General features: G+C 69.4%; 21 protein-coding genes. 12 read left to right on the forward strand and 9 right to left on the reverse strand.

The window, feature by feature from the left end; genetic code table 11:
• Positions 1–36 precede the first annotated feature (36 nt).
• The 3 genes from NB3_RS09485 to NB3_RS09495 all read right to left on the reverse strand — a co-directional run bounded on the left by NB3_RS09485 (position 37) and on the right by NB3_RS09495 (position 4,215).
• Positions 37–1,656 (reverse strand): GMC oxidoreductase, encoded by a 1,620-nt coding sequence (locus NB3_RS09485; RefSeq protein ID WP_067799722.1) that lies wholly within the window; start codon positions 1,654–1,656, stop codon positions 37–39.
• 76 nt (positions 1,657–1,732) lie between these two features.
• Positions 1,733–3,352: an alpha/beta hydrolase gene (locus NB3_RS09490; RefSeq protein WP_244891827.1), complete on the reverse strand. Its 1,620-nt coding sequence runs from the start codon at positions 3,350–3,352 to the stop codon at positions 1,733–1,735.
• A 95-nt stretch (positions 3,353–3,447) separates the two neighbouring features.
• On the reverse strand, positions 3,448–4,215 hold the full coding sequence (locus NB3_RS09495) for a sulfite exporter TauE/SafE family protein (protein ID WP_067799728.1): 768 nt from the start codon (positions 4,213–4,215) through the stop codon (positions 3,448–3,450).
• A 269-nt stretch (positions 4,216–4,484) separates the two neighbouring features.
• Here NB3_RS09495 and leuA point away from each other — a divergent pair, with 269 nt between their 5' ends.
• Entirely contained in the window at positions 4,485–6,278 is a 1,794-nt protein-coding gene (gene leuA, locus NB3_RS09500; RefSeq protein ID WP_067799732.1) for a 2-isopropylmalate synthase, read from the forward strand.
• A gap of 352 nt (positions 6,279–6,630) precedes the next feature.
• Positions 6,631–8,157, forward strand: coding sequence for a MinD/ParA family ATP-binding protein (locus NB3_RS09505; protein ID WP_371855891.1), 1,527 nt, complete (start codon positions 6,631–6,633; stop codon positions 8,155–8,157).
• Positions 8,158–8,181: 24 nt separating this feature from the next.
• On the opposite strand, the gene NB3_RS09510 is transcribed toward NB3_RS09505, so the two are convergent.
• A complete protein-coding gene (locus NB3_RS09510; protein WP_067799851.1) occupies positions 8,182–9,111 on the reverse strand; it encodes a LysR family transcriptional regulator in 930 nt (309 codons plus the stop codon).
• Positions 9,112–9,221: 110 nt separating this feature from the next.
• On the opposite strand from NB3_RS09510, the gene NB3_RS09515 reads away from it, so the two are divergent.
• The 7 genes from NB3_RS09515 (at position 9,222) to NB3_RS09540 (ending at position 15,761) form a co-directional block, all read left to right on the forward strand.
• Positions 9,222–10,163 carry an EamA family transporter gene (locus NB3_RS09515; protein WP_067799738.1) on the forward strand — a complete coding sequence of 314 codons (942 nt, stop codon included), beginning with the start codon at positions 9,222–9,224 and terminating at the stop codon, positions 10,161–10,163.
• 143 nt (positions 10,164–10,306) lie between these two features.
• Positions 10,307–12,082 (forward strand): hydroxysqualene dehydroxylase, encoded by a 1,776-nt coding sequence (locus NB3_RS09520; protein WP_067799741.1) that lies wholly within the window; start codon positions 10,307–10,309, stop codon positions 12,080–12,082.
• Between the two features lie 102 nt (positions 12,083–12,184).
• A complete protein-coding gene (locus NB3_RS09525) occupies positions 12,185–12,418 on the forward strand; it encodes a hypothetical protein (protein WP_067799745.1) in 234 nt (77 codons plus the stop codon).
• A 23-nt stretch (positions 12,419–12,441) separates the two neighbouring features.
• Positions 12,442–12,876: a hypothetical protein gene (locus NB3_RS34940; RefSeq protein WP_157111676.1), complete on the forward strand. Its 435-nt coding sequence runs from the start codon at positions 12,442–12,444 to the stop codon at positions 12,874–12,876.
• 235 nt (positions 12,877–13,111) lie between these two features.
• Positions 13,112–13,750: a pyridoxamine 5'-phosphate oxidase family protein gene (locus NB3_RS09530; protein WP_067799748.1), complete on the forward strand. Its 639-nt coding sequence runs from the start codon at positions 13,112–13,114 to the stop codon at positions 13,748–13,750.
• Positions 13,751–13,815: 65 nt separating this feature from the next.
• The gene (locus NB3_RS09535) at positions 13,816–15,054 is read left to right on the forward strand and encodes a Mur ligase family protein (RefSeq protein WP_067799751.1); all 1,239 of its coding nucleotides are present in this window, start codon (positions 13,816–13,818) and stop codon (positions 15,052–15,054) included.
• Entirely contained in the window at positions 15,051–15,761 is a 711-nt protein-coding gene (locus NB3_RS09540; RefSeq protein ID WP_039794476.1) for a type 1 glutamine amidotransferase, read from the forward strand. The genes NB3_RS09535 and NB3_RS09540 overlap by 4 nt, the downstream gene beginning before the upstream one ends.
• A 217-nt stretch (positions 15,762–15,978) precedes the next feature.
• On the opposite strand, the gene NB3_RS09545 is transcribed toward NB3_RS09540, so the two are convergent.
• Positions 15,979–16,875: a transglutaminase family protein gene (locus tag NB3_RS09545; RefSeq protein ID WP_067799755.1), complete on the reverse strand. Its 897-nt coding sequence runs from the start codon at positions 16,873–16,875 to the stop codon at positions 15,979–15,981.
• The gene (locus NB3_RS09550) at positions 16,872–19,877 is read right to left on the reverse strand and encodes a circularly permuted type 2 ATP-grasp protein (protein WP_067799853.1); all 3,006 of its coding nucleotides are present in this window, start codon (positions 19,875–19,877) and stop codon (positions 16,872–16,874) included. The genes NB3_RS09545 and NB3_RS09550 overlap by 4 nt, the downstream gene beginning before the upstream one ends.
• Before the next feature lie 278 nt (positions 19,878–20,155).
• Between NB3_RS09550 and NB3_RS09555 the strand changes: the two genes are divergently transcribed.
• Positions 20,156–20,362 (forward strand): hypothetical protein, encoded by a 207-nt coding sequence (locus NB3_RS09555; RefSeq protein ID WP_067799757.1) that lies wholly within the window; start codon positions 20,156–20,158, stop codon positions 20,360–20,362.
• 21 nt (positions 20,363–20,383) lie between these two features.
• Positions 20,384–21,028 (forward strand): hypothetical protein, encoded by a 645-nt coding sequence (locus tag NB3_RS09560; RefSeq protein ID WP_067799760.1) that lies wholly within the window; start codon positions 20,384–20,386, stop codon positions 21,026–21,028.
• Positions 21,029–21,034: 6 nt separating this feature from the next.
• Here the strand turns inward: NB3_RS09560 and NB3_RS09565 are convergent, their stop codons facing one another.
• The 3 genes from NB3_RS09565 to NB3_RS09575 form a co-directional block, all read right to left on the reverse strand.
• Positions 21,035–21,652, reverse strand: a complete 618-nt coding sequence (locus tag NB3_RS09565; protein ID WP_067799764.1) for a LysE family translocator — start codon at positions 21,650–21,652, stop codon at positions 21,035–21,037.
• A gap of 64 nt (positions 21,653–21,716) precedes the next feature.
• Entirely contained in the window at positions 21,717–22,325 is a 609-nt protein-coding gene (recR, locus tag NB3_RS09570) for a recombination mediator RecR (protein ID WP_067799767.1), read from the reverse strand.
• 13 nt (positions 22,326–22,338) lie between these two features.
• Positions 22,339–22,671 (reverse strand): YbaB/EbfC family nucleoid-associated protein, encoded by a 333-nt coding sequence (locus tag NB3_RS09575; protein WP_067799770.1) that lies wholly within the window; start codon positions 22,669–22,671, stop codon positions 22,339–22,341.
• A 211-nt stretch (positions 22,672–22,882) separates the two neighbouring features.
• On the opposite strand from NB3_RS09575, the gene NB3_RS09580 reads away from it, so the two are divergent.
• Entirely contained in the window at positions 22,883–23,506 is a 624-nt protein-coding gene (locus tag NB3_RS09580; RefSeq protein ID WP_067799772.1) for a hypothetical protein, read from the forward strand.
• Positions 23,507–23,521 lie beyond the last annotated feature (15 nt).

Raw genomic sequence — 23,521 nt, forward strand, 5'->3', positions numbered from 1 at the left:
CACGCTCGGCACGGATGGCGATGCCCCCGGAGGACTTCAGCGACCGGCGCGAACGATCGCCTCGATATTGCGCTCGGCCAGCGCCGCGATGGTCAGCGATGGGTTGACCGTTCCGGTGCTGCCTGGAATCGCCGCGCCGTCCATCACGTAGAGGCCGGGGTGCCCGTGCACCCGGCCGTAGCCGTCGGTGGCGCGTCCAAGCACCGCTCCGCCGAGCGGATGGGCGGTGAACAGCGCGTTCGCATCGTAGCCGAGGGCGCTGTACTCGACGAGGGCGTCGGCTCGCTCGGCGATCCGGTGATCGACGGCGCGCGCCGCCGCGACGGTCTCGTTCCGGTTCTCGACCGACCAGCTCAGCCCGACCCGGCCGGTGGCCCCGTCGTATCCGAACCGGGTGCGGGTCGGGTCGAGCACCATGCCGAGCGAGGCGAGCGCGCCGGTCTCGAACGGAATGCCGGGGATGTACCAGCTCTCCAGGGTCAGCGGCACCGCGGATTCGTCGAAGATCCGGCTCGCGCTCGGCACGCCCTGGCCCTGACCGGCCAGCGCGCTGGCGCCGCGGGCCAGGACCACGTCCCCGTTGGTGCCCCAGCCGTCGCCGATGTGTTCGTTCAGGTTCGGCAGCGCGCCGGTGGCCTGCGCGCGGACCAGCAGTTCGGAGCTGCCGATCGATCCGGCGCCGAGGAAAAGCCGGTCGCAGGTGAGGGTGCGGGTGGACAGCACGTCACCGGTCGGCGACAGCTTCGCCACGGTGACCGCGTAGCGGCCGCCGGATTCCTGCGCGATGGCGTCGACCCGGTGGCCGGGGAAGACGCCGCACCGGCCGGTGCCCTGCGCGTACGCCAGGTAGTTCTGATTCAGGTCGAACTTGGCGCCGTTGGAGTTGCCCAGGTTGCTCCGCGCGGCCGTCGCGGAAGGCCTCGACCCTCCGGCCAATTCGGCGCGCAGGATGTCCCAGTTGAAGATCGAGTCGTTGGCCTGCGGCTGGTAGCCCGCCTTGCGCACCTGGTCGTCCCAGGCGCGGGAATGCGCGAACGGCGCGGAGTTGTAGATGTCCGCCGGCATCGGGCTCAGCCGCAGCATCTCGCGCACGCGCGGGTAGTAGACGCGCTCCATCTCGCCGTAGTCGACGACGCCGCCGAAGACGTGGTCGAAGAAGCGGCGTTCCGGGGCGATCATGGCACCGCTGAAGATCACCGATCCGCCGCCGACGGCGGCCGCGCGCCAAACGTCGATGCCCGGGTATTCGGTGCAGTCCAGCACACCGCCGAAGCTGGCGAAATGCATCGGCACCTTGGTGACGCCGGTGAAGTTGGTGCGGTGCCAGAAGCCGCGGCCGTCGGGCAGGTCGTCGCCGGTGAAGATCTCCCGCCACGGGTCGTTCGGCCAGCGCGAACCGCGCTCGAGCACGGTGGTGGCGATACCTGCCTCGGCCAGGCGCAACGCGGATACGGCGGCGCCGAAGCCCGAGCCGATGACAATCGCGGGCGAGTGCTCCGGCGGGTCGGGAATCGGGGCGAAGATCTCCGGCACCCAGGCGCGGAACAGGGCCTCCCACATCGGATTCGCGGAGGCCGCGCCCGTCCCCGTCATCGTTCCCACAGCACCGAGCAGGGCGGCCGTGCCAGCCGCCTTGAACAAGGCACGTCTACGCACCGGTCACCTTCCATCATCAGGCTTAGCGTGCGCAGATTACCGGTATTCCCGATTTGTGAACAGATATCCGTTTCGGCTATCGCTCGAACGGCAGCTCGTCCGCGCGGCAGGTCGCGCCGGGGGCGGGTAGCTGTAAGTCGACGAGATAACGCTCCCGCAATTTCCGGGCACATTCGCTGAGCGGCGTGTGCCCGTACCCGCCCTCCACGACGACCAGCCGGGCGTTGACCAGTTCCTGCTGCGCGCGCCGCGCCGCGCCGAGCGGGGTGGCGGGGTCGAAGCGGTTGCCGATCAGCAGAGCGGGGGTGTCCGACCGCAGAATCCACGGCCCGGGGTACCGCTGGGCATATCCCTCCGGCGGGGACGGCCAAGCGGCGCACGCCTGGTGCAGCCAGAGCCAGAACGCGCCGTAAGTCGGGCTCACACTCTCCAGATCCCTTGCCATCGTGGGCCATTGGCCCGGATCGCGCGGAAAGGTGTTGTCCGCGCACGAGATCGCGGTGTACGAGTCGAGGAAATTGCCGGTTTGCGCGGTGGCCGCGAGAATCTCGCTCACCGCGGCGGGATTGCCCGCCGGACCGCGCTCCAGTTCCGCGAGCAGTGCGGCAAGGGCAGGCCAGCCCTTTTCCGGGTCGTACAGCAAGAGCGCCTGCGACGACAGCACCTCGGCGTAGGTGACGGTCCGCGCCCGTTCCCCCGTCCCCACGACCTGCGGCGCCTCGCGAAGCCGTCGCAGGAGGGCGTCATCACGCGCGCGGAGGTCCGCGGGGGCGACGGGATCGCCCGCCCCTGCGCGCACGACGACATCACCATGACCGCTCGACGTGGCGAAGGGACAGCGCTCCTGGCCCGCGGCCGCGCACAGCCGCAGGAATTCACCGAGCACTTCCTCGGTCCCGGCGGCGGTGGACTCGATGGCCCTTCGGGTGTCGTTGGTGTACGCGTCCGGGTCGATCACCGACGCCAGCGACAGCGCGCGCACCCGATCGCCGAACAGCGCGCCGTATACCTGACCCAGATAGCTCGCGTAGGAACCGCCCGTATACGTCAGCTGGGCGTCGCCGACGGCCCGGCGCAACAGGTCCAGATCGCGCGCCACGTCGACGGTGGTCAGGTGGCCGAGCAGAGCGCCGCCGTGCGCCGCGCAACCGGCGGCCAGCTCGCGGCTGGCCACGTCGGCCGCGCGCTCCTGCTCCGGGCCGACGGGCGGAAGCAACGCGCCGGACCAGAACCGCCGCTGCCGCTCGGCGTCCGCGAAACACCGCACCTGTCCGCTGCGGCCGACGCCGCGCTGGTCGAAGGTGACCACGTCGAAGCGGCGCGCCAGCTCGCCGCCGAGCAGTTCGCCCTCGGCCGCCCAGCGCAGTCCCGAATTCCCCGGACCGCCGGCGGCGGCGAACAGCGTGCCGATCCGCCGCTGCGGGTCGCCGGCCTGCTGACGCACCAGCGCCAGACCCAGGGTCGGCCCGTCGGGGTGCGCGTAGTCCACCGGCACCTGCGCGGTCGCGCACTCGAAACCGCGCAGTTCCGGCTCCGCGCACGTCGCCCAGTCCAGCCGGGGCGCAGGCACGGCGTCGGCTTGCGCGACCAGATCCGCGACCGCCGACTCGTGTCGGCTCGGCGGGCCGCCGCAGCCGCTCACCACGGGCAGCAGCGCGGCGAGCGCGGCGACGATGACGATCTTCCAGCTAGGCACGGCACTCATCCTGTGCCCCGCGCACGGTGGCCGTCGTCAGCCTGAGGACTGACATCCGACCCTGATATCTCGCGGCACGGGTCCGTCCGGCCTGCCTAAGACGTCACCAAGCGGATCACCGCGATGAGACCGACCACGACGATCACCGCGCGCAACAGGTTCGGCGGCATCCGCCTGCCCAGTCGCGCGCCGAGCTGCCCGCCGATGATCGAGCCGAGCGCGATCAGCACCACCGCCCGCCAGTCCACGTCCGCGACGACGATGAAGATCAGCGCGGAGACCGCGTTCACGATCAGGGCGAGCACGTTCTTCGCCCCGTTGAGCCGCTGGATGTCGTCGTGCACGAAAACGCCGAGCAACCCGATCAGCAGCACGCCTTGCGCCGCGCCGAAGTAGCCGCCGTACACACCGGCGGCGTAGACCGCGGTGAGCAGGATCGGTCCCCCGTGCTCCGGCACCGGCGCGCCGTCGTTCTCCCGGCGGCGCTTGACCCAGTTCGCGAGCCGTGGCTGCACGACGACCAGCACCAATGCCAGGATGATCAGGATGGGCACGATCGCCTTGAACGCTGCGGCGGGCAGCACCAGCAGCAGCACCGCGCCGGTGATGCCGCCGAGCAGCGACGCGGTGCCCAACCGCAGCAGCCGCCGGCGCTGGCCCGCCAGTTCGCGGCGGTATCCGTGCACACCGCTGATCGAGCCGGGAACCAGACCGATGGTGTTGGACACATTCGCGGTCACCGGCGGAAGGCCGAACGCGAGCAGAACCGGAAAGGTGATCAGGGTGCCGGAGCCGACGATCGTGTTGATGCCGCCCGCCCCGATGCCCGCACCGAAGACGGCCAGTTGCTCCAGCCAGGTCATTTGCCAATCCTTCTACGTCCCGTCGGACCCAGGGTCCGTACAAGCGTCGTTCACCGCCGGACGAACGGTAGCGGGGTCGTCGGATCACCCGACGACGGGACCTCCCTTCCCGGCGGTATGCCGGCACGGTAAACTCGCGGACATCATGCAGCGGGCACTTCTTCTCGACCGCCGCGACGGGGTCTGATCGGACCGGCTCCCGTCGCGGGGTTTCGCCGCGCCGGTCGACCAGCCCATTGGGAAAAACGACATCCTCGGGAGAACCGCCCATGTCCCCTGCTGACGCATTCGTATCAGGCGCGCGCACCATCACCGCGCCGAGCAAACCCGCCCCCGCCGACCAACCCGGTTGGAACAAGCAGAAGAACTCCTCGATGCCGACGTTCCGTTACCGGCCGTTCGCCGAGGAGGTCGAGCCGATCACGCTGCCCGACCGCACCTGGCCGGACAAGGTCATCGACCGGGCGCCTGCCTGGTGCGCGGTCGACCTGCGCGACGGCAATCAGGCGTTGATCGACCCGATGAGCCCGGCCCGCAAGCGCCGCATGTTCGACCTGCTGGTGCGGATGGGTTACAAGGAGATCGAGGTCGGCTTCCCCTCGGCCAGCCAGACCGATTTCGACTTCGTCCGCGAGATCATCGAGGACGGCGCGATCCCCGACGACGTGACCATCCAGGTGCTGACCCAGTGCCGCCCCGAGCTGATCGAGCGCACGTTCGAAGCCTGCGCGGGCGCGCAGAACGTCATCGTGCACTTCTACAACTCCACCTCCATCCTGCAACGCAAGGTGGTCTTCCGGGCCGACCGCGAAGCGGTCAAGAAGATCGCCACCGATGCCGCCGCGCTGTGCTTGGAGATCGAGCAGCGCTACCCGGACACCAACTGGCGTTACGAGTACAGCCCGGAGTCCTACACCGGCACGGAGCTGGAGTACGCCAAGGATGTGTGCGACGCGGTGTCGGCGATCATCGCCCCGACGCCGGAGAAGCCGCTGATCATCAACCTGCCCGCCACCGTGGAGATGGCGACTCCGAACGTCTACGCCGACTCCATCGAGTGGATGAGCCGCAACCTGGCCCGCCGCGACGCGATCGTGCTGTCGCTGCACCCGCACAACGACCGCGGCACCGCCGTGGCCGCCGCAGAACTGGGCTACCAGGCAGGCGCGGACCGGATCGAGGGCTGCCTGTTCGGCAACGGCGAGCGCACCGGCAACGTGTGCCTGGTCACGCTGGGGATGAACCTGTTTTCCCGCGGCGTCGATCCACAGATCAACTTCTCCGACATCGACGAGGTGCGCCGCACCGTCGAGTACTGCAACCAGCTGCCGGTGCACGAGCGGCACCCGTACGGCGGCGACCTGGTCTACACCGCGTTCTCCGGCAGCCATCAGGACGCGATCAACAAGGGCCTGGACGCGATGAAGGCCACGGCCGATGCCGCGGGGGCCGACGTAGACGACATCGTCTGGGAGGTGCCCTACCTGCCGATCGACCCGAAGGACGTCGGCCGCACCTACGAGGCGGTCATCCGGGTCAACTCGCAGTCCGGCAAGGGCGGCGTCGCCTACATCATGAAGACCGACCACGGGCTGGCGTTGCCGCGGCGGTTGCAGATCGAGTTCTCCCAGGCGATCCAGAAGATCACCGACGGCGAGGGCGGCGAGGTGACGCCCAAGGAGATGTGGGACGTCTTCCACGAGGAGTACTTGAGCCCGATCCGGCCGTTGGAGCGGATGCGCCAGAAGGTCACCGCGTCGGAGACCGACGGCGGGGTCGACTCGATCGTGGCCGTGGTGAAGGTCGACGGCGTCGAGCAGGAGATCACCGGCAAGGGCAACGGGCCGCTCGCCGCTTTCGTCGACGCGATCGCCGCGGTCGGCTTCGACGTCGAGGTCCTGGACTACTCCGAGCACGCCATGTCCGCGGGCGACGACGCGCAGGCCGCCGCCTATGTGGAGTGCGCGATCGGCGACAAAGTGGTCTGGGGCGTCGGCATCGCCACCTCGATCACGACCGCGTCGCTGCGCGCGGTGGTGTCGGCGGTGAACCGGGCGCACTGACAGCGCGTCTCGGCACGCATCCGGACGGGCGCCGCGCGGGTTCACCGCGCGGCGCCCGATCTCGCTGGCGCAGACCGTTTGTCACTCATCCGCCTCCCCATGCCCGGCATGCCTACCGCGACACGGGGTAGCGAACCCCGTGCTAGCGTTGGATTCGCACGCCAAGCGCCGAGCTCTCTGCTCGAACTCCCGAGCAGATGGGGGAACCGTGACAACAAACGACCACAATCCGACCTCTCCACCCTGGCTGCAGAGCCATTCCGTGGATACGGCCGAAGCCGGCGACGTGGAGTCATCGGCCGGCGACCCGTCGATCGAGCCCATCGGCGGCGCGGAAGCGAAGGAAACCGACGTGCAGGCCGGGGCGCCGCAGCCGGACGCCCACCTCGAACAGCAGGAGCCGCAAGGCTCGACGGAGCAGACCACGGCCTACCCGCAAGCCGCCGTACCGGCGCAGGCCTGGGCTCCCCCGCAGGCCGGACCGGCCGAGCCCTACGGTGCGTACGCCCCGCCGCCGCCCGGCGCGTATCCCCCTCCGTCACCCTTTCCCGGGGAGGCGTTCGCTCCCGGCGCATTTCAGCCACCGCAGGGCCACAGCGGTAGCCATCCGGTAGCCACCCCGCCGGAGCCCAACCCCGGTTACGGGGACTACCGCCAAGATATCGGCGGCGACGGCCTACCCAGGCACGCGCCAGTGGATTCCGCGCAGCCCGAACATCCTGCGCCGCAACCCGATCAGCCCAGCGGCCCCATCTACAGCTGGGCGCCGCCGCCTCCCCCGGTGACGCATCAGCCTCCGCCGCCGGCCTATCAACCGCCTCCGCCGCCGCTCGGGCAGCCGAGCTGGCAGGGCGGCCCCGGGCCGCATCAGTCCGCGCTGCCGTTCCAACCGCAGCATGTGCCGCAGCCCGGCCAGCCCGGACATTCGGTGAACGACCTGAATCTGCTCCGGCGCGCCCGCAGGGCGCCGCGCAGCGGGTGGCGCCGCGCGGTGCACAAGGTGTCCGGCGGCATGATCAACCCGGGCGAGTCGGCGGCCGACATCGTCTACCAGGACCTCGTCGACCGGGTGAACCAGCCCGTGCGCGGTGACTACCGGATCGCGATCCTGTCGCTCAAGGGCGGCGTCGGGAAGACCACCACCACGGTCGGTCTCGGCTCCACCTTCGCCTCGCATCGCGGCGACCGGGTGATCGCGATCGACGCCAACCCCGACCTCGGCACGCTCGCGCACCGGGTGCCGCGCCAGACTCGCTCCACCGTGCGCAACCTGCTCGAGGACCAGCACATCACCAGGTACTCCGACGTGCGGGCGCACACCTCGCAGGCGCCGAGCCGGTTGGAAGTGCTCGCCAGCGAACAGGATCCGGCGGTCTCCGAGGCGTTCAGCGAAGCGGACTACCGCAAGGCGATCGGCATTCTCCAGTCGTTCTACAACATCATCCTGACCGACTGCGGCACCGGCTTGATGCACTCCGCGATGGCGGGCGTGCTGGATATGGCGAGCTCGCTCGTGCTGGTCACCTCGCCTGCCATCGACGGCGCGCGCAGCGCGTCGGCCACGCTGGACTGGCTCGACCACCACGGCTACGGCAAGCTGGTGGAGCGAACCGTGGTGGTGGTGAACGCTTCCCGGCGCGGCGCGTCCACCGTCGACCTCGACCAGCTGCGCAAATTGTTCCTCGATCGCACCCGCGCGGTGCAGGTCGTGCCGTTCGACGATCACCTCGCCGAGGGCGCGGAGATCGATCTGGAACTGGTGAGCAAGCCGACGCGGCGGGCGCTGCTGGAGCTGGCGGCGATGGTCGCCGACGACTTCGGTTACGTCAGTTCGCAAGCCCAGCATCCCTACCGGCACCAGCCGCCGCCGGGATACTGATCGTCTCGGCGCCGCCGCATGGAGTCAGGTCCGTGCGGCGGCGCCGTTTTCGTGCGCGGAGTCGGCGGTCGCGAGCGCGGCGGCCGATTCGAACGCCGTGAGCACGGCCGCGATCGCGGGCCGGGCATCGGCCCTTGGCCTGGTCGCCAGTTCGTAGATCCGGGCGGCGCGCACGCCGGACAGCCGCAGCACCGTCAGGTCGGGATGGCCCACCGCGTAGCGGGGCATGAGCGCGACGCCGTAGCCGGTGGCGACCAGCGTCTCGATGACGCGGAAATCGTTGAGCCGCTGTGCGATACGCGGCTGCACGCCGGTCACCGTGGCGATCGAGCGCAACACGTCGTCGACGGGGAAGCCACCCCGCACACTGAGCCAGGTCTCGTCGGCCAGTTCCTCCGGCGCGACGGACGACCGGCCCGCGAGCCGATGCGTCGGCGCGGCGACCACATCGATCGGCTCGCGCATGAGCACCCGGGTGGTGACCCGCGGGTCGGCGATAGGCGCGGCGCGTTCGTCGCGATGGGTCAGCACCACGTCGTAGTCGGCGAGCAGTCGCGCCACTTCCGATGGCGGCACGTCCTCGTCCCGTGCGATCACCTCGACTCCGCTGTCCACCATGCCGGGCAGCACATGCGGGAGCAGCAACGCACCGCCCGAGGGGAACACCGCGACGCGGACCCGTCCGCGCGGCGATCCGCGATAGTGCGCCATCTCGGCGACCGCGCGGTCCATGGCGGCGAGCACTTCGTCCGCGCGCACCACCAAAGCGCGGCCGGCGTCGGTGAGCCGCACGCGTCTGCCGTCGGGTTCCAGCAAGGCGACGCCCGCCTCCCGCGCGAGCACCTTGAGCTGCTGGGAAACGGCGGAGGGCGTCATGGACATGGCCGCGGCGACGGCGGCGACCGTGCCGCGATCGGCCAGTTCACGCAGGACACGCAGGCGCTCCAGCGCCATGGGCGGGCCGGGCGCGACAGGTTCGGAGCCGAAGTTCATTAAGTGAATCTACATTATTGATACATAATTATTCGATTGTTCTGATTGTTAGCGGACCGCACGATGAAGGTGTGACCAACCGTGACCGTCTGCTCGGCCTGACCGTCGTCCTGCTCTGGGGATTGAACTTCCTCGCCATCCGCATCGGGCTCGACCACTTCCCCCCGTTCTTCTTCGCGGCACTTCGCTTCGCGGTGCTCGCCGTGCCCGCGCTGCTTTTCGTCCCCCGTCCCGCGGTACGAATGCGCTGGATCCTGCTGTACGGAACCGGTTTCGGCATCCTTCAGTTCGCGTTCCTGTTCACCGCGATGCGGGTGGGCATGCCGACCGGGCTCGCCTCGCTGGTGCTGCAATCCTCGGCGCCGTTCACCGTGCTGCTCGGCACGCTGCTGCTGGGCGAGCGGATGCGCCCGGCGCAGATCGCGGGCATCGCGGTCGCGGTGGCGGGCATGGCGGTGATCGGCTGGGACCGGCTCGCCCACGCCACCCTGCTACCGGTGCTGCTGACCCTGGCGGGCGGGCTGGGCTGGGCCTTCGGCAACATCGGTGCGCGTCTGGCCGGTACCGAGACCCCGGGCGTCAACCCGCTGCACCTCATGCTGTGGACCACCGCCATCCCGCCGGTGCCGCTGTTCGCGCTGTCGATGGTGATGGAGGGGCCGACTACCGGAGTGCGCGCTCTGGCCGAGGCGTTCACACCGGCGGGCCTGCCCGCTCTCCTCGCGCTCGCCTACATCGCCGTCCTGGCCACCGTGGTGGGCACAGGGTTGTGGACCTACCTGCTCGGTCGCTATCCGGCCGGGCTGGTCGCGCCGTTCTCCCTGCTCGTCCCCCTCGTCGGCATCGCGGCGGCGTGGGCTTTCCTCGGCGAGACCCCGGCCCCGTTGTCGCTGATCGGCGGGGTCGTGGTGCTGGCGGGAGCGTTCGCCGCCACGTCGAGCAGGCCACGCGCGAACGCCCAAGTCGAGATATCGGGAACCGCCGTGCCCGCGGGCGCCGGCCGCGCGGCCTGAGCGGTGGCGCCCGGTGTGCGCTCCGTCACGAGAATCGCATCCGCATCGCTCGCTGTACGGGGTCGGTGCGAATCGATCGGTTTGTCGCTCTACAGTAGTGCGCGGCGTGGAATTTGGTCCCGAGGCTAGGCAGCAAGCGGCGCATGGCAAACAATCAGTGGACCGTATCGCGAAGAGCACTGCTTCGTAACACGGTCGCGGCGGGGGTGGCTACGGCGGGGGTGCTGACGGCGGGTGCGCGCAGACCCACGCCGGCCAGGGCGAATCCCGGTGGCAAGACAGTCGCGGTACTCGGTGGCGGTGTCGCGGGCCTGACCGCGGCACACGAGCTGGCGGAACGCGGGTTCCGCGTCACCGTCTACGAGAAGCGGGCATGGGGCGGCAAAGCCCGCAGCGTCGGCGTGCCGGGCACCGGTACGGGAGGACGGCCGGATTTGCCCGGCGAGCACGGCTTCCGCTTCTTCCCCGGCTTCTATCAGCACATCCCTGACACTATGCGCCGAATTCCGTTCCCCGGCAACGCGAATGGCGTATGGGACAACCTCGTCGCGGTGCCGGAAGCACGCTTCGCCCGGCACGGCGGCGACGACTTCCGCGTCCCGCTCGGTCCGCGCTCCCGCGCCGAATTCTCCCCGGACAGTTTCCGCGAAACGCTCGGCGCGGCGCTGTCGACCGCTTTGAAGATGCCGCCCGCCGAGGGCGTCTACTTCGCCGAACGCCTGCTGGTCTTCAACACCAGTTGCGACGCCCGCCGCCTCGGCCAGTGGGAGCGCACCTCCTGGCACGATTTCGTCGGCGGCCACGCGCGCTCGCACGAGTTCCGCGCGCTGCTGTCGCGCACGCTGACCAGCATCATGGTCGCCGCGAAAGAGAACATCGCGAGCGTGCGCACCATCGGCACGATGGGCGAGCAGTTCCTCGGCAATCCCTTGGGGATCGGCAACGACGGCAGCTTGGACCGGGTGCTCAACGGCCCGACCAACGCGGTCTGGATCGAGCCGTGGACGCGGCTGATCCGGGAACTCGGAGCGGAGTTCGTGCTCGGCGCCGAAGTGCGCGAGCTCGAGGTGCGTGACCGCAGGATCGTCGCGGCGCGCGTCGTGGACGAGACCGGCGCGCAGCGCGCGATCGAGGCCGACTACTTCGTCGTCGCGTTGCCCGCGGAACGGGCGCGCACGCTGTGGTCGCCGCAAGTGCTCGCCGTCCAGCCCGAATTGGCCGGGATGGACAAGCTCTTCACCGACTGGATGAACGGCATCCAGTTCTATCTGCGCCGATCGGCCGACATCTCGCGCGGCCACACCGCCTACATCGACGCGCCGTGGTCGCTCACCTCGATCAGCCAGAACCAGCTGTGGCGCCGCAAGCTGACCGAGTTCGGCGACGGCGGTGTGCAGGACTGCCTTTCGGTGGACATCTCCGACTGGAACACTCCCGGCATCCTGTTCGGCAAACCCGCGAAGGAGTGCACCCACGAGGAGATCGCTCGCGAGGCGTGGGCGCAGATCAAAGCCCACCTGGACGATCGCGGCGAAGTGCTGGGCGACGCCGACCTGCACTCCTGGTTCCTCGATCCGGGCATCACCTGGCAGGAGGGCCAGCGGCGCAACGCCAACGCCGACCCGCTGCTGATCAACACCGCCGGATCGTGGGAGTACCGTCCGCAACCGCACGGCGCCCTGGAAAACCTGTTCCTGGCGGGCGATTACGTGCGCACGAACATCGACCTGGCGACCATGGAGGGCGCCAACGAGTCCGCCCGCGCCGCGGTGAACGCACTCCTGGACGTGGCCGGCTCGAACGCCGAGCGCTGCCGCACCTACACCCTCTACCGCGCCCCCGAACTGGAACCCCTGCGCCGGATCGACGCCGACCGCTTCGCAGCCGGGCTACCGAACATGTTCGACGTCCCGGTCTGAACCGCGAAGGATCCACGCGGCAGGGTGAAGGGTCCAGCGTCAGAAACGAGGCCTGTTCTTCGAGTCATTGCGCTGACCGCATCGAAAGGATAGTCTCTGACCATGCATGGGGAAGAGGGGGAACTTAAAACACGGGGAAAAATCTGGCGCTGGAACAGCAAGCGCGCGACCGGGATTGTCGAGTCGCTCACCGGAGATCACATCTGGTTCGGATTGGACTCGTTACGCGGTAGGGACTTCGACGACATCTCGATAGGAGACATCGTCGAGGTCGAGTACGAATTCGCCCAGCAAGACTCCCACACCCTACGCGCCGTAAGAATCGACTGGTTGTAGATCACGCTTCACCCGGGGGGATAATGAAGTTTTCTTTTGCGGCAGCCTTCGCCACAGCTGCGGTTCTGTGCATGCCGTGCCTCGCTGCTGCTGAACCCAATCCAGCAGACCTCGAATTCACAGCAAATTCCGCATATCGAGAGTATCAGAACAATATCGCAAAGTTCACTGGACAGGTGAACTACAGTTCGAACAATTTCGCATGGTCATTGAAGCTACTGCCCGCGACGCAAAGCGTTGTGTACGGCAATATGAGTTGCCGTACAACTATAGGCGGAATTTCCGGGTACTCCGACGATCATCCAGACATTCCGCGCGACTACCTCCTCCATTCCAGCGTAAAGATTGATCGAGGAAGATGGTACAAGCTGCGTAGTCGATGCGATTTCAAGGTGCTGACCGACACCGGAATGCAGCCGGGAAATGTGGAAACGGCTGTCGATTTTATCGCCAGGTGATCGAGCTGCCGACCTCGCGAGGAATATCCGAGTCGAACCGGCATAAGAGTGCGGACGTGCGACGCACCCACAGGCTGGAGGCCGTGCTGGGCGAATCCCTGCGCCGGATGGACGCCGACGCCGCCGGGCCGCCGACCATGTTCGACATCCCAGCGTGAACCAGTGTGACCGATCTCCCCCGTGGCGGAACCGAATTCGATCGCTATCGCATGGCCTACGGTGCTTGAATCGAAACATGCGCGAGAGCACCGCCAACGACATCACCGATCCGGCGGACCTGCGGGCACTGCTCGGCGAGGTGGCGCCACGCGTCGCCACCAAAGAGCGTCCCGTCCTGCACACCAGGGACCGGGAGTGGATCGCGCTGTCCCCGTTCCTGGTGATGAGCACCTGCGACGCGGACGGCAACTGTGACGCCTCGCCGAAAGGCGATCCGGCGGGATTCGTGCGGGTGCTCGACGACACCACCATCGCCATCCCGGAGCGCCCCGGTAACCGGCGCGCCGACGGCTACCTGAACATCCTGTCCAACCCGCATGTCGGCCTGCTGTTCGTGATCCCTGGCCGCCGCGAGACGCTGCGGATCAACGGCCGTGCCCGGCTGGTGCGCGACGCGCTGTACTTCGATGACATGGTGGTGCGCGGCCACCGCCCGATCCTCGTCGTCGAGGTGGAGATCGACCAGATCTTCTTCCACTGCGCCAAGGCGTTCATGCGCAGCCACCTCTGGGAGCCCGACCAGTGGCCGCAGGACACTTTGCCGAGCGCTGCCCGCCTGGTCAAAGAGGTGCAGACGAACGTGACCGAGTCGGTGGAGGAACTGGAGCGCTACTACGCGCGGGAGAACTACGCGGCCAAGCTCTACCGGGCGTGAGCCGCGTGGCCCACGCCACCCGACCGCCGCGCGCCCGGATCGCGCGGCGAACATAGACTCGCGGCGTGGCAGAACTATCGGTGCGCGGACGGCTAGCGCTGGCGGCGGCGGCCGCGGCGTCCTGGGCCTCGCAGAAGGCGGGTCGCGGCAAGGGCTCGATGATCGGCGGCCTGATCGCGTTGAAGATCGATCCGACCGTCATGGACCAGCTCGGGCAGCGGCGGCGCACCGTGCTGGTGACCGGCACGAACGGCAAGTCGACCACCACGCGGATGACCACCGCCGCGCTCAGCACCCTCGGCGCGGTCGCGACCCAGGCCGACGGCGCGAACATGGACGCGGGCATCGTCGCCGCGCTGAACGCGCACCGGCGCGCGCCGCTGGCCGCGATCGAGGTGGACGAACTGCATCTGCCGCACGTCACCGACTCGCTGAATCCCTCGGCGGTGGTGCTGCTGAACCTCAGCCGCGACCAGCTCGACCGGGTCGGCGAGATCAACATGATCGAGCGCAAGCTGCGCGCGGGCCTGGCCAAGCACCCGGCCACCGTTGTGGTCGCCAACTGCGACGACGTCCTGGTGACCTCCATCGCCTACGACCATCCCAACGTGGTGTGGGTCGCCGCGGGCAGCGGCTGGGCGATGGACGCCACCAGCTGCCCCCGCAGCGGCGAGCCGATCGTCTGGGAGGGCGCGCACTGGCGCAGCACCGGAGCGGATTTCCAGCGTCCCGAGCCCGATTGGTGGCTCGACGGGGACGACCTGGTCGGCCCGGAGGGCGAGCGCTTCCCGCTGCGGCTCGCGCTGCCGGGCCGCGCCAACCGCGGCAACGCCGCACAGGCGGTGGCCGCCGCCGTCGCGCTCGGCGCCGACCCGGAGCAGGCCGTCGCGGCCGCGGGCACGGTTCGCGAGATCGCGGGCCGCTACCGCACCGTGCAGGTCGGCGAGCACGACGCGCGGCTGCTGCTGGCCAAAAACCCGGCGGGATGGCAGGAGGCGCTGTCGATGATCGAGCCGACCTCGGCGGGCCTGGTGATCGCGGTGAACGGCCAGGTGCCCGACGGCGAGGACCTGTCCTGGCTGTGGGACGTGCGCTTCGAGCACTTCGAAGGCGTGCAGGTGGTTGCGGCGGGCGAACGCGCCACCGACCTCGCGGTGCGGCTGACCTACGCGGGCGTCGAGCACACCCTGGTGCCCGATCCGGTGCGCGCCATCGCGTCGTGCCCAGCGGGCCACGTGGAAGTGCTGGCCAACTACACCGCCTTCCGTGATCTCAACCGTGACCTCGAGGAGCGGGCCTCATGAGTGAATCGACCTTCCGCATCGGCTTGGTGCTGCCCGACGTGATGGGCACCTACGGCGACGGCGGCAACGCCCTCGTACTGCGCCAGCGGCTGCGCATGCGCGGCTACGACGCCGAGATCGTCGAGATCAACCTGTCGGAGCCGGTGCCGGATTCCCTGGACGTCTACACCCTGGGCGGCGCGGAGGACTCCGCACAGCGCCTGGCCACCCGGCACCTACAGCGCTACCCCGGATTGCAGCGCGCCGCCGGAAGGGGCGCTCCGGTGCTGGCGATCTGCGCGGCCATCCAGGTGCTCGGCCAGTGGTACGAGACCTCGGCGGGCGAGCGGGTCGACGGCGTCGGCCTCCTCGACGTCACCACCTCCCCGCAGCACAAACGCGCCATCGGCGAGGTGACGACCACACCGCTGCTCGACGGGCTCACCGCGGCGCTCACCGGCTTCGAAAACCACCGGGGCGGAACGAAACTCGGCGGCGACGCGCACGGCCTGGCCCGCGTCACCCGCGGCGTCGGCAACGGCGTCGGCGACGGGCTGGAAGGCGTCGTGCAGGGCTCGGTGATCGGCACCTACATGCACGGCCCTGCGCTGGCCCGCAACCCCGAACTCGCCGACTTGCTGCTGATGCGCGCCCTCGGTGTCACCGAACTGGCCCCCCTCGACCTACCCGAGGTCGACCAGCTCCGCCGGGAACGCCTGCGCGCTTGAACCGGCGGACACATCACCTGACCGCCTTCCGAACGCAAGGCGTGTGGCGGCCCTGAGTCGGATGGCTTCATCGCCCCGGCCGACGGGCGGAGTTCGAACCGATCCGCCGGAGGGCTGGTGGCTTCTGGGCACCGTCGAAGGCCGAGCCGTCATCGAACGCCTGTTTCCGGAGCCCGGCGAATAGCGCGCGCCACCGGTGGATCGCTGGTCGTGGCGCTCAGGCGTCCACCTCGGTGACGTCGACGGAGACGGTGATCGTGCTGTCCTTGGCGTCGGTGTAGATGATGCCGCGCAGCGGAGGGACGTCGGCGTAGTCGCGACCCCATGCCACGGTGATGTACCGCTCGTCGCCGAGTTGGTCGTTGGTGGGGTCGAGGTCGATCCACCGGCCCGAGCGGTCGGGTCCCGCGCCGGGCGTCCACACCGCCGCCCAGGCATGCGTGGCGTCGGCGCCGACCATCCGTTCCTTGCCCGGCGGCGGATCGGTGGCCAGATAGCCGGACACGTACCTGGCGGCGAGGCCGTGCGACCGCAGGCAGGCGACCGCGAGGCGCGCGAAGTCCTGACAGACGCCGGCGCGGGCCGCGAACACGTCGGCCACCCTGGTGGACACCGTCGTGGCGCCGGAACGGTAGGCGAAGTCGGTGTAGATCCGGGTGTTCAGCTCGGCAACCGCGTCCAGCAGCGGCCTGCCCGGCCGCAAGGATTCGGCCGCGTAAGCGACGATCTCGGATTTGATCTCCGCAGGATGCAGATCGAGGGCGAACTCCACGGCGAACGGCCCGTTCGCCCCCGTCGGGCGCGCGTGCTCCCACGGTCCGGCGGCCGGACCGGCGTCATCGCCGACGGGGATGTCCACTTCGACTACTGATTCGCCGACGACCGTCAGAGCGCGATGCTCGGTGGTGACGTGGAAATAGGACGTGATGTTGCCGTAGACATCGGCTCCGACCGACCGGTCCGATGGCGTGGGGTCGATCCGGATCTCGTGGGCGAGCAGTCGCTGGCCGGGCAGGTCGCGCGGCGTCAGGTACGCGCGCCCGTAGGAGTTGCCGACCTCGCGGGAGTACGAGTATTTGGTGCGATGCTCCACTCGGTAGCGCCGGCCGGTCATCCGACGACCTGCGCGCTGCCCCACAGCGGCTGGATGTCCACCGGCAGCGACAGCGTCGTGGTCTCGAAGGACTCGGATACCGCGCGCAGGCGCGAGTGCACTCCCTCCAGCAGCTCCGCCAGTTCGGTGCGCCGGTCGTCCGCGTCGGTGACCTCGAGGTCGTCGGGGTCGAGGCGGCGCAGCATGCGGCGCGCGTCCGCCAGCAGCCGCTGTGGACGCGACGAGCCGGACGCACCGGGCAGCGCCTGGAAATCGGCGTGCAGGCGGCCCAGCTGATAGGCCAGCGAGCGCGGATTGGCGGTGTCGAACAGCAGCAGCTCGGCGACGTTCGAGATCCGCACCGAATCCTGATGGCGCCGACGGTAACTCACCGACGACTCGGTGGCGCGCAACACCCATTCGGTGACCTCGCGCTCGATCTCGTCCGGGTACCGCTGGGTCAGCGCGGCCGACAGCAAGGCGGTCAGGGCGAGGCCGCGCTCGATCCGCTTACCGATGTCCCTGACGTGCCACCCGGTGTCGCGGATCAGCGACTCGCCGTCGATCCCGGACAGCGCGAGCAGCCCGGCCAGGGTGCGCGCATGCACGTCCGACAGCTCCGCCTCCTGATCGTCCACCGCGGCCGGGTAGCCGGCCAGCGCGCGTTCGACCGCGCCGAGGATCATCCAGGTGTCCACCGAGAGCTGGTCGCGCACGGCACGCGCGGCGCTGCCGTACCGATCGATCGCGAAGGCCAGTGATCCTGGCAGCTCCCGGTCGATCGTCAGCGCGACGAGGTAGTCATGGCCCGCGCGGGACGCGCCCGGCACCCGGTGTGCCCGCGGGGCGGTGTCCCGCGCCGCATCGGTCGTCTCGTCGTCCGGTCGTTCGGCGACGGCCTCCATACCGGCCGTAACCGGTTGTGGCACATCGGCCACGGCTTCGTCCCTGGTCACGGCGGAGCGGCGCTCGATACCGGAATCGACCGCACGCCGAGCGGGCTCGGTGGCGGGAACATCCTCGGCCGACCCGCGACCGGGAGACCACGACGCCGGGGCGCCCTCCGCGCGCTCGCCCGTACCTGGCAGCGCCGGTAGGGCATCGGAAGACCAGGCGTGCGAGCGCTCGTCCCCGTACTGCGTGACACCTCCATCGACGCCTGCCCCCGACGGAGCGAGCATGCCGCGATCGGCCGAACTCTGTTGCGGCGCTGGAGCTCTCACCTCGGCGCCGAAAAGTCCGTCGGTCGGAGCAGGGGTGGCGGTGGTCCGGCCGAGCGCGGCCAGGAGGATCGGCAACGCGCCAGCCCCCTCCAGCCACGGCCGATACCGGAACTCCTGGTAGCGCTCGTTGGTGGCGATGAGAAGCCGGGCGGTGTCCTCCGCGCGCTCGCCGTAGCGGCCGATCCAGAACAGATCGTTGAGCACGCGCGGAGAGCTGATCGCCGCGACGACCGGAGCGGTGCGCCGCAGCTCGCGCGGCGGCTCGGTGCTGATCGCGGCGGCGGCCGTCGGCGCGGCGCGCACCCAGATGTCCTTGGCGGCGACTTTGCGCGCGACACGGTCGGTCGCGCGCTGCCGCACCTGGCCGAGACCGCCGGACATCACGGTGTAGCCGCGCCGATGGGCGAGCGAGAACAAGCGCATGCCGACCGGGGCCGCGGCGAGACCGTCCGGCTCGCGGACGGCGGGCGCGACGGAGAACTGCGCCGGTTCCTGGCCCACCCATTGCCATCCGTGCGCACCGATGCGCGCCTTCAGCTCGTCGTGCTGCTGCCGACTGAGTTCGGGACCGAACAGCGTGGCGCCGTCGACCGCCGAACGGAGCACCAATTTGTCCAGATTCGCGATCAAATGCGCGCGCTCCCGGTCGTTGCCGCCCCAATACGACGGCGCGCTCTCCAGCAGCAGGTCCGCGCCGAGCAGCGCGCGAGAGAGGGCGGGCAGGAATCCGGTCAGCGCGGGATTCTCCAACAGTCCGCTGCCGAGCGTGTTCACCACCGTCACCGCGCCCCGGCGCAGCACTTCGACCAGCCCGACCACGCCGAGTCGCGAATCCGGCCGCAGGTCCAGCGGATCGGACAATTCGGCCTCCACCCGGCGCAGCACCACGTCAACCCGCTTCAGCGTGCCGAGCGAGCGCATCCACAGCGCGCCGTCGCGCACCACCAGATCCGCGCTCTCGACCAGCGGAAAGCCGAGGGTGGACGCGAGATACGCCTGATCGAACGCGGTCTCGGAATGCACGCCGGGGCTGAGCACGACGACCACCGGCTCGTCGTCGTCGGTCTGCGCGGATTCGATCAGCATCAGCCGCATCGCTCTGGCGAAGGGCGTCAGCGGACGGGGATTCGCGTGCTCGAACGCCTCCGGAATCGCGGTCGACACCACTCTGCGGTCGGCCAGCGCGTATCCGACGCCGGAGGGGGCCTGCGCCCAGTCGGCGAGAACGCGGAAGCGGCCGTCGCCCCAGCGGCTGAGATCGCAGGCGTGCAGGAACAGTTGGTGGCGCCCTGGGACGGTGATGCCGTGCGCGGCCCGCACGTATCCGCGATGGCCGAACACGACCTCGGGTACGAGCAGCCCCGAGGCGAGTGTCCTGCGCGGCCCGTAGATGTCGGTGAGCACCTCGTCGAGCAGGCGGGAACGCTGTTCCAGTCCGGCTTCCAATCGGGTCCAGTCGTCCGCGGCGACCGGCAGGGGAATCGGATCGAGGCGCCACGGCGCCGGCGTCGCGGATTCGGACGACGCCTCGAGGTAGCTGATGCCGTCGTCGTCGATCAGCCTGCGCACCCGGCTGTCCAGCCTGCCCAGGCCGTCCCCGCCGAGTTCGGCGAAGTCGGCAGACAGCTGCGACCACACCCGGCGCACCTTGCCGTCCACGTCGACCAGTTCGTCGTAATAGCCCGCGACGGGCGCGCCGCACTCGTCGTAGGCGGCGGTGGCCGCGGCCGCATCGCGGTAGCGCGCGACCTGTTCGCGCACCGTCGCCGCGGTCACCCGCCGCTCATCGCGCAACGTCACCGCGCCGACCTCACTTCCGCCGCCGTTCCGTGCCCAACGGTCGCCGAATGCTGTCCAGGCGGTCAGGACCGATCGCGCCCGGCGCACCGCAAGTGTGGGCTGTGCAGCCATTTTCGCATGTCACGCGCAGCGCGCCTGGCACATCGGCCGTGCGTCCAGGTCCGGTTGCACCATGTTTGCCCGATACCTGACGGTGCGACACACGGGCGCGGGTCCCACCGCGCGGGCCGCACCGGTGGTATCACCGAACGACGACAACGATCTCGTCAGGAGGTCATATGCGTAAATCCAACTGCTCTTCTTGCGAATCCGCGTTCGACCACTGCCACGGCACCCTGATCGTGCACGTGAGCCGGATCGCCGAATGCACCGACGAGCACTGTCTCGAACTCAGCCATGCCAGGCACGCCTTCGTCCTCGATTGCCGAGACCTCGCCGGCGGCTGCCGGTGCGGCGAGGACGAGACGGCCCGGCGCCGCGCCTGAACGGTTCCGTACTCTGGCCCGGTGAGCTATGACCACGTGTTGCTGCCGTCCGGAGTCGCGTCGTCGATCGCGGAGGTCGACGCCTACCTGAGCACCCAGCAGGGCGTCCCCGAGTCGGAGACGGTCGCGCGGATCGCCGCCGAACTGAACAGACGCAACGCGGAACTGCCCGAGGAGGACAACTTCCTCAGCACCGCGCCGGTCGGCGGCGCGGCCACCGGCGCGGCACTGCACGTGGCCTGCCCCTACGACGCGATCGGCTTCGTCCGGCACATGCTGTTCGAACTCGCCACACCGCTGAACTACGCCGTCTACGACCCGCAGCTGGCCTGGCTGATCGATCCCGCCGGGCATGTCAGGGCCATCGTCACCCACGGCGGCGCAGGCGAGTTCCCGTACCTGACCGAAGCGCTGGTCCAGCAATGGATTCCGGAGCTGAGTCCGCCCAACCCGTATCTCGTCGTCGAACGTGGCGAGCAGTTCTACATCCAGACCTACCGGGAGAACTCGGGCGCTTACACCGTGGAGTACCGGGACGGCTCCCCCGACAAGCATTTCGGCACCACGGTTTCCGACCCCGCCACCGTGGCCGCCCTCATCTGGGGCTGGGCCAATGACGACCGCTCCCGCTTCACCGGCCTACCCTGGGCGCGCATCGATCTCTGAACCCGGTCACTGGTTCTGGACGGCCAACCGGCCGGCGAGCGCGAGGAACGAAGCGCCGAATACCCTGCGCGTCCAGGTGACCACGGCGGGGCGGGAAACGACCTGATCGCGCACCGCGGCGGCGCACGCGCCGTACAGCGCGAACACCACCAAGGTGGCGAGCATGAAGATGCCGCTCGATTCGAGCATGCGGGCAAGCGCGTCCGGCGTCCCGGTGGGCACGAACTGCGGCAGGAACGCGAAGAAGAAGATGGTCAGCTTGGGGTTGAGCAGGTTCAGCAGCACCGCCGATGCGATCACCTTCCGCACCGAGGGCGCGGTGTGCTCCGTCTGCTCCGGCACGGCGAGCGCGCCTTTGTCCCGGAACGTGGTCCAAGCCATGTAGACCAGGTAAGCGACACCGAGGTATTTCAGCGTCTGGAACGCGACCGCGCTGGCGTTGAGCAGCGCGGCCAGACCCGTGACGGCGGCGACCAGGTGCGGGACGATGCCGAGCGTGCAGCCGAAGGCCGCGATCACCGCGGCCCGCGCACCGCGAGCCAGGCCCGCCGCCACAGTGAACAGCACGCCGGTGCCGGGAGTGGCGACGATGACGAGCGTCGTCAGCATGAATTCGATGCTCATCCCCGACACGGTAACGCATGCCCGGCGCGGCGCAATCCCCCGTGACGGGAGGCGATTTCGTGAGCTACAGCGCGCGGCGGCCGGACAGCGCGCGCCCGAGGGTCAGCTCGTCGGCGAACTCGAGGTCGCCGCCCATCGGCAGGCCAGAGGCCAGTCTGGTCACACTCAGACCGGGGAAGTCGCGCAGCATGCGGACCAGGTAGGTGGCGGTGGCCTCGCCCTCGGTGTTCGGGTCCGTCGCGATGATCACCTCGCTGACGTCGACGCCGTCCTCCTGGTTGCCGATGCGTGCCAGCAATTCCCGGATCCGCAGCTGGTCGGGGCCGATGCCGCTGAGCGGATCGAGCGCGCCACCGAGCACGTGATAGCGACCGCGGAACTCGCGGGTGCGCTCGATCGCCTGCACATCCTTGGGCTCCTCGACCACGCAGATCATGGTCCGGTCCCGGCGCGGGTCGGCGCAGATGCGGCACAGCTCGCCGTCGGAAACCGTCCCGCAGGTTACGCAGAACTGCACGCCGTCGCGCACCTTCTGCAGCGCGGCCTGCAGCCGATCGATCTCCGGCGGCTCCACTTGCAGCAGGTGGAAAGCGATGCGCTGCGCGCTCTTCGGACCGACGCCTGGCAGCTTGCCCAATTCGTCGATCAGATCCTGGACCGGACCCTCGTACAACTGCTACCTCGGCTCAGAAACCCGGCAGCGAACCGCCGCCGAAGCCACCGGACAGCGGTCCGAGCCGCTCGGCGGCGATGCGCTGGGCGTTGGCCATCGCGTCGTTGACCGCGCCGATGACCAGGTCCTGCAACGTCTCGACGTCGTCGGGGTCGACGGCCTTCGGATCGATGGTCAGCGACACCACCTCACCGCTCGCCTTGAGCCTGACCTGCACCAAGCCGCCGCCCGCCGTGCCGTCCACCTCGGTCGCCGCGATCTCGGCCTGCGCTTCCATCACCGCCTGCTGCATCTGCTGTGCCTGGGCGAGCAACTGTTGCATATCGAACTGGCCACCTGGCTGCACGGGAGAGTCCTCTCTGGAGAAGGTGTCACCGGCCAGCCTAGTCCTGCCGCGGCCGGTCCCCGGCGCGGCCCGACGGTCCCAGGTCCGCGGCGCAGGACGGATAACAGCGCGCATGGCGGATAACAGGTTGGGTAGTTCAGATCGAAACCGACCATGCGCGCCTTACCATCGACACCGAGTCGGAAAGCGGTGTGCAAATCTGGAGCCAACGATGATCGCAGTTCGTGCACGTTTCCTGAGCGCCCTGGTGCTCACGCTCGGTGTTCCCAGCATCTTTCTCGGCGCAGCGGCGTCGGCGGATACGGAGATCACCGACACGCCCGGCGTGATCGACGCGCAAGGAGCAGACACGCCCCAGACGACCCCGGCGGTCGCCGACTACGGGGGCGGCTGCGTCCTCTACCCGGACGACAAGGCCGCGACGCTCGATTCGCTGCGTTTCCGGTGCTCGCCGGAGCAGCAGGACGCGATCTTCCGCGCCGCACCGCTCGGCGCCGTTCCGGTCGGCGTGAAATCGGGCTGGGTCACTCGCCCGCCGGTCATGCAGGCCATCGCGCCCCCGCTGTGGATCGGCAAGACCTTCTACACCGGCCCGGACGGCGGCTTTCTGATGAACCGCCTCACCGGTGCGGGCTTCGAGGCCTGGGGCGCCGACGTCTACGTGGCGCCCGCCCTGACCGACGGACAGCCGACCTGGGCATTGAACTACGCGCCCTCGCCGACGCCGCAGGTCTACGACGAGATCCGGGAAGTCACTCCCGGTGTGTGGTTCGGCTACTCGTGGTGGCGCGGCGCCATCCAGACCACCCTGCTGCTGACCTTCGCGCTCGCCTGAACACCGGTGTCGTTT

Origin of the sequence: Nocardia beijingensis NBRC 16342, assembly GCF_001612785.1 — a bacterium.
Classification (GTDB): Bacteria; Actinomycetota; Actinomycetes; order Mycobacteriales; family Mycobacteriaceae; genus Nocardia; species Nocardia beijingensis.

Excerpts from the sequence above, each read along its gene's own strand:
- NB3_RS34940 (WP_157111676.1), top strand. The coding sequence starts at position 12,442 with ATGAAGTTTTCTTTTGCGGCAGCCTTCGCCACAGCTGCGGTTCTGTGC.
- NB3_RS09495 (WP_067799728.1), bottom strand. The coding sequence starts at position 4,215 with ATGACCTGGCTGGAGCAACTGGCCGTCTTCGGTGCGGGCATCGGGGCG.
- NB3_RS09565 (WP_067799764.1), bottom strand. The coding sequence starts at position 21,652 with ATGAGCATCGAATTCATGCTGACGACGCTCGTCATCGTCGCCACTCCC.
- NB3_RS09545 (WP_067799755.1), bottom strand. The coding sequence starts at position 16,875 with ATGACCGGCCGGCGCTACCGAGTGGAGCATCGCACCAAATACTCGTAC.
- leuA (WP_067799732.1), top strand. The coding sequence starts at position 4,485 with ATGTCCCCTGCTGACGCATTCGTATCAGGCGCGCGCACCATCACCGCG.
- NB3_RS09540 (WP_039794476.1), top strand. The coding sequence starts at position 15,051 with ATGAGTGAATCGACCTTCCGCATCGGCTTGGTGCTGCCCGACGTGATG.
- NB3_RS09510 (WP_067799851.1), bottom strand. The coding sequence starts at position 9,111 with ATGGCGCTGGAGCGCCTGCGTGTCCTGCGTGAACTGGCCGATCGCGGC.
- NB3_RS09530 (WP_067799748.1), top strand. The coding sequence starts at position 13,112 with ATGCGCGAGAGCACCGCCAACGACATCACCGATCCGGCGGACCTGCGG.
- NB3_RS09555 (WP_067799757.1), top strand. The coding sequence starts at position 20,156 with ATGCGTAAATCCAACTGCTCTTCTTGCGAATCCGCGTTCGACCACTGC.
- NB3_RS09520 (WP_067799741.1), top strand. The coding sequence starts at position 10,307 with ATGGCAAACAATCAGTGGACCGTATCGCGAAGAGCACTGCTTCGTAAC.
- NB3_RS09580 (WP_067799772.1), top strand. The coding sequence starts at position 22,883 with ATGATCGCAGTTCGTGCACGTTTCCTGAGCGCCCTGGTGCTCACGCTC.
- NB3_RS09525 (WP_067799745.1), top strand. The coding sequence starts at position 12,185 with ATGCATGGGGAAGAGGGGGAACTTAAAACACGGGGAAAAATCTGGCGC.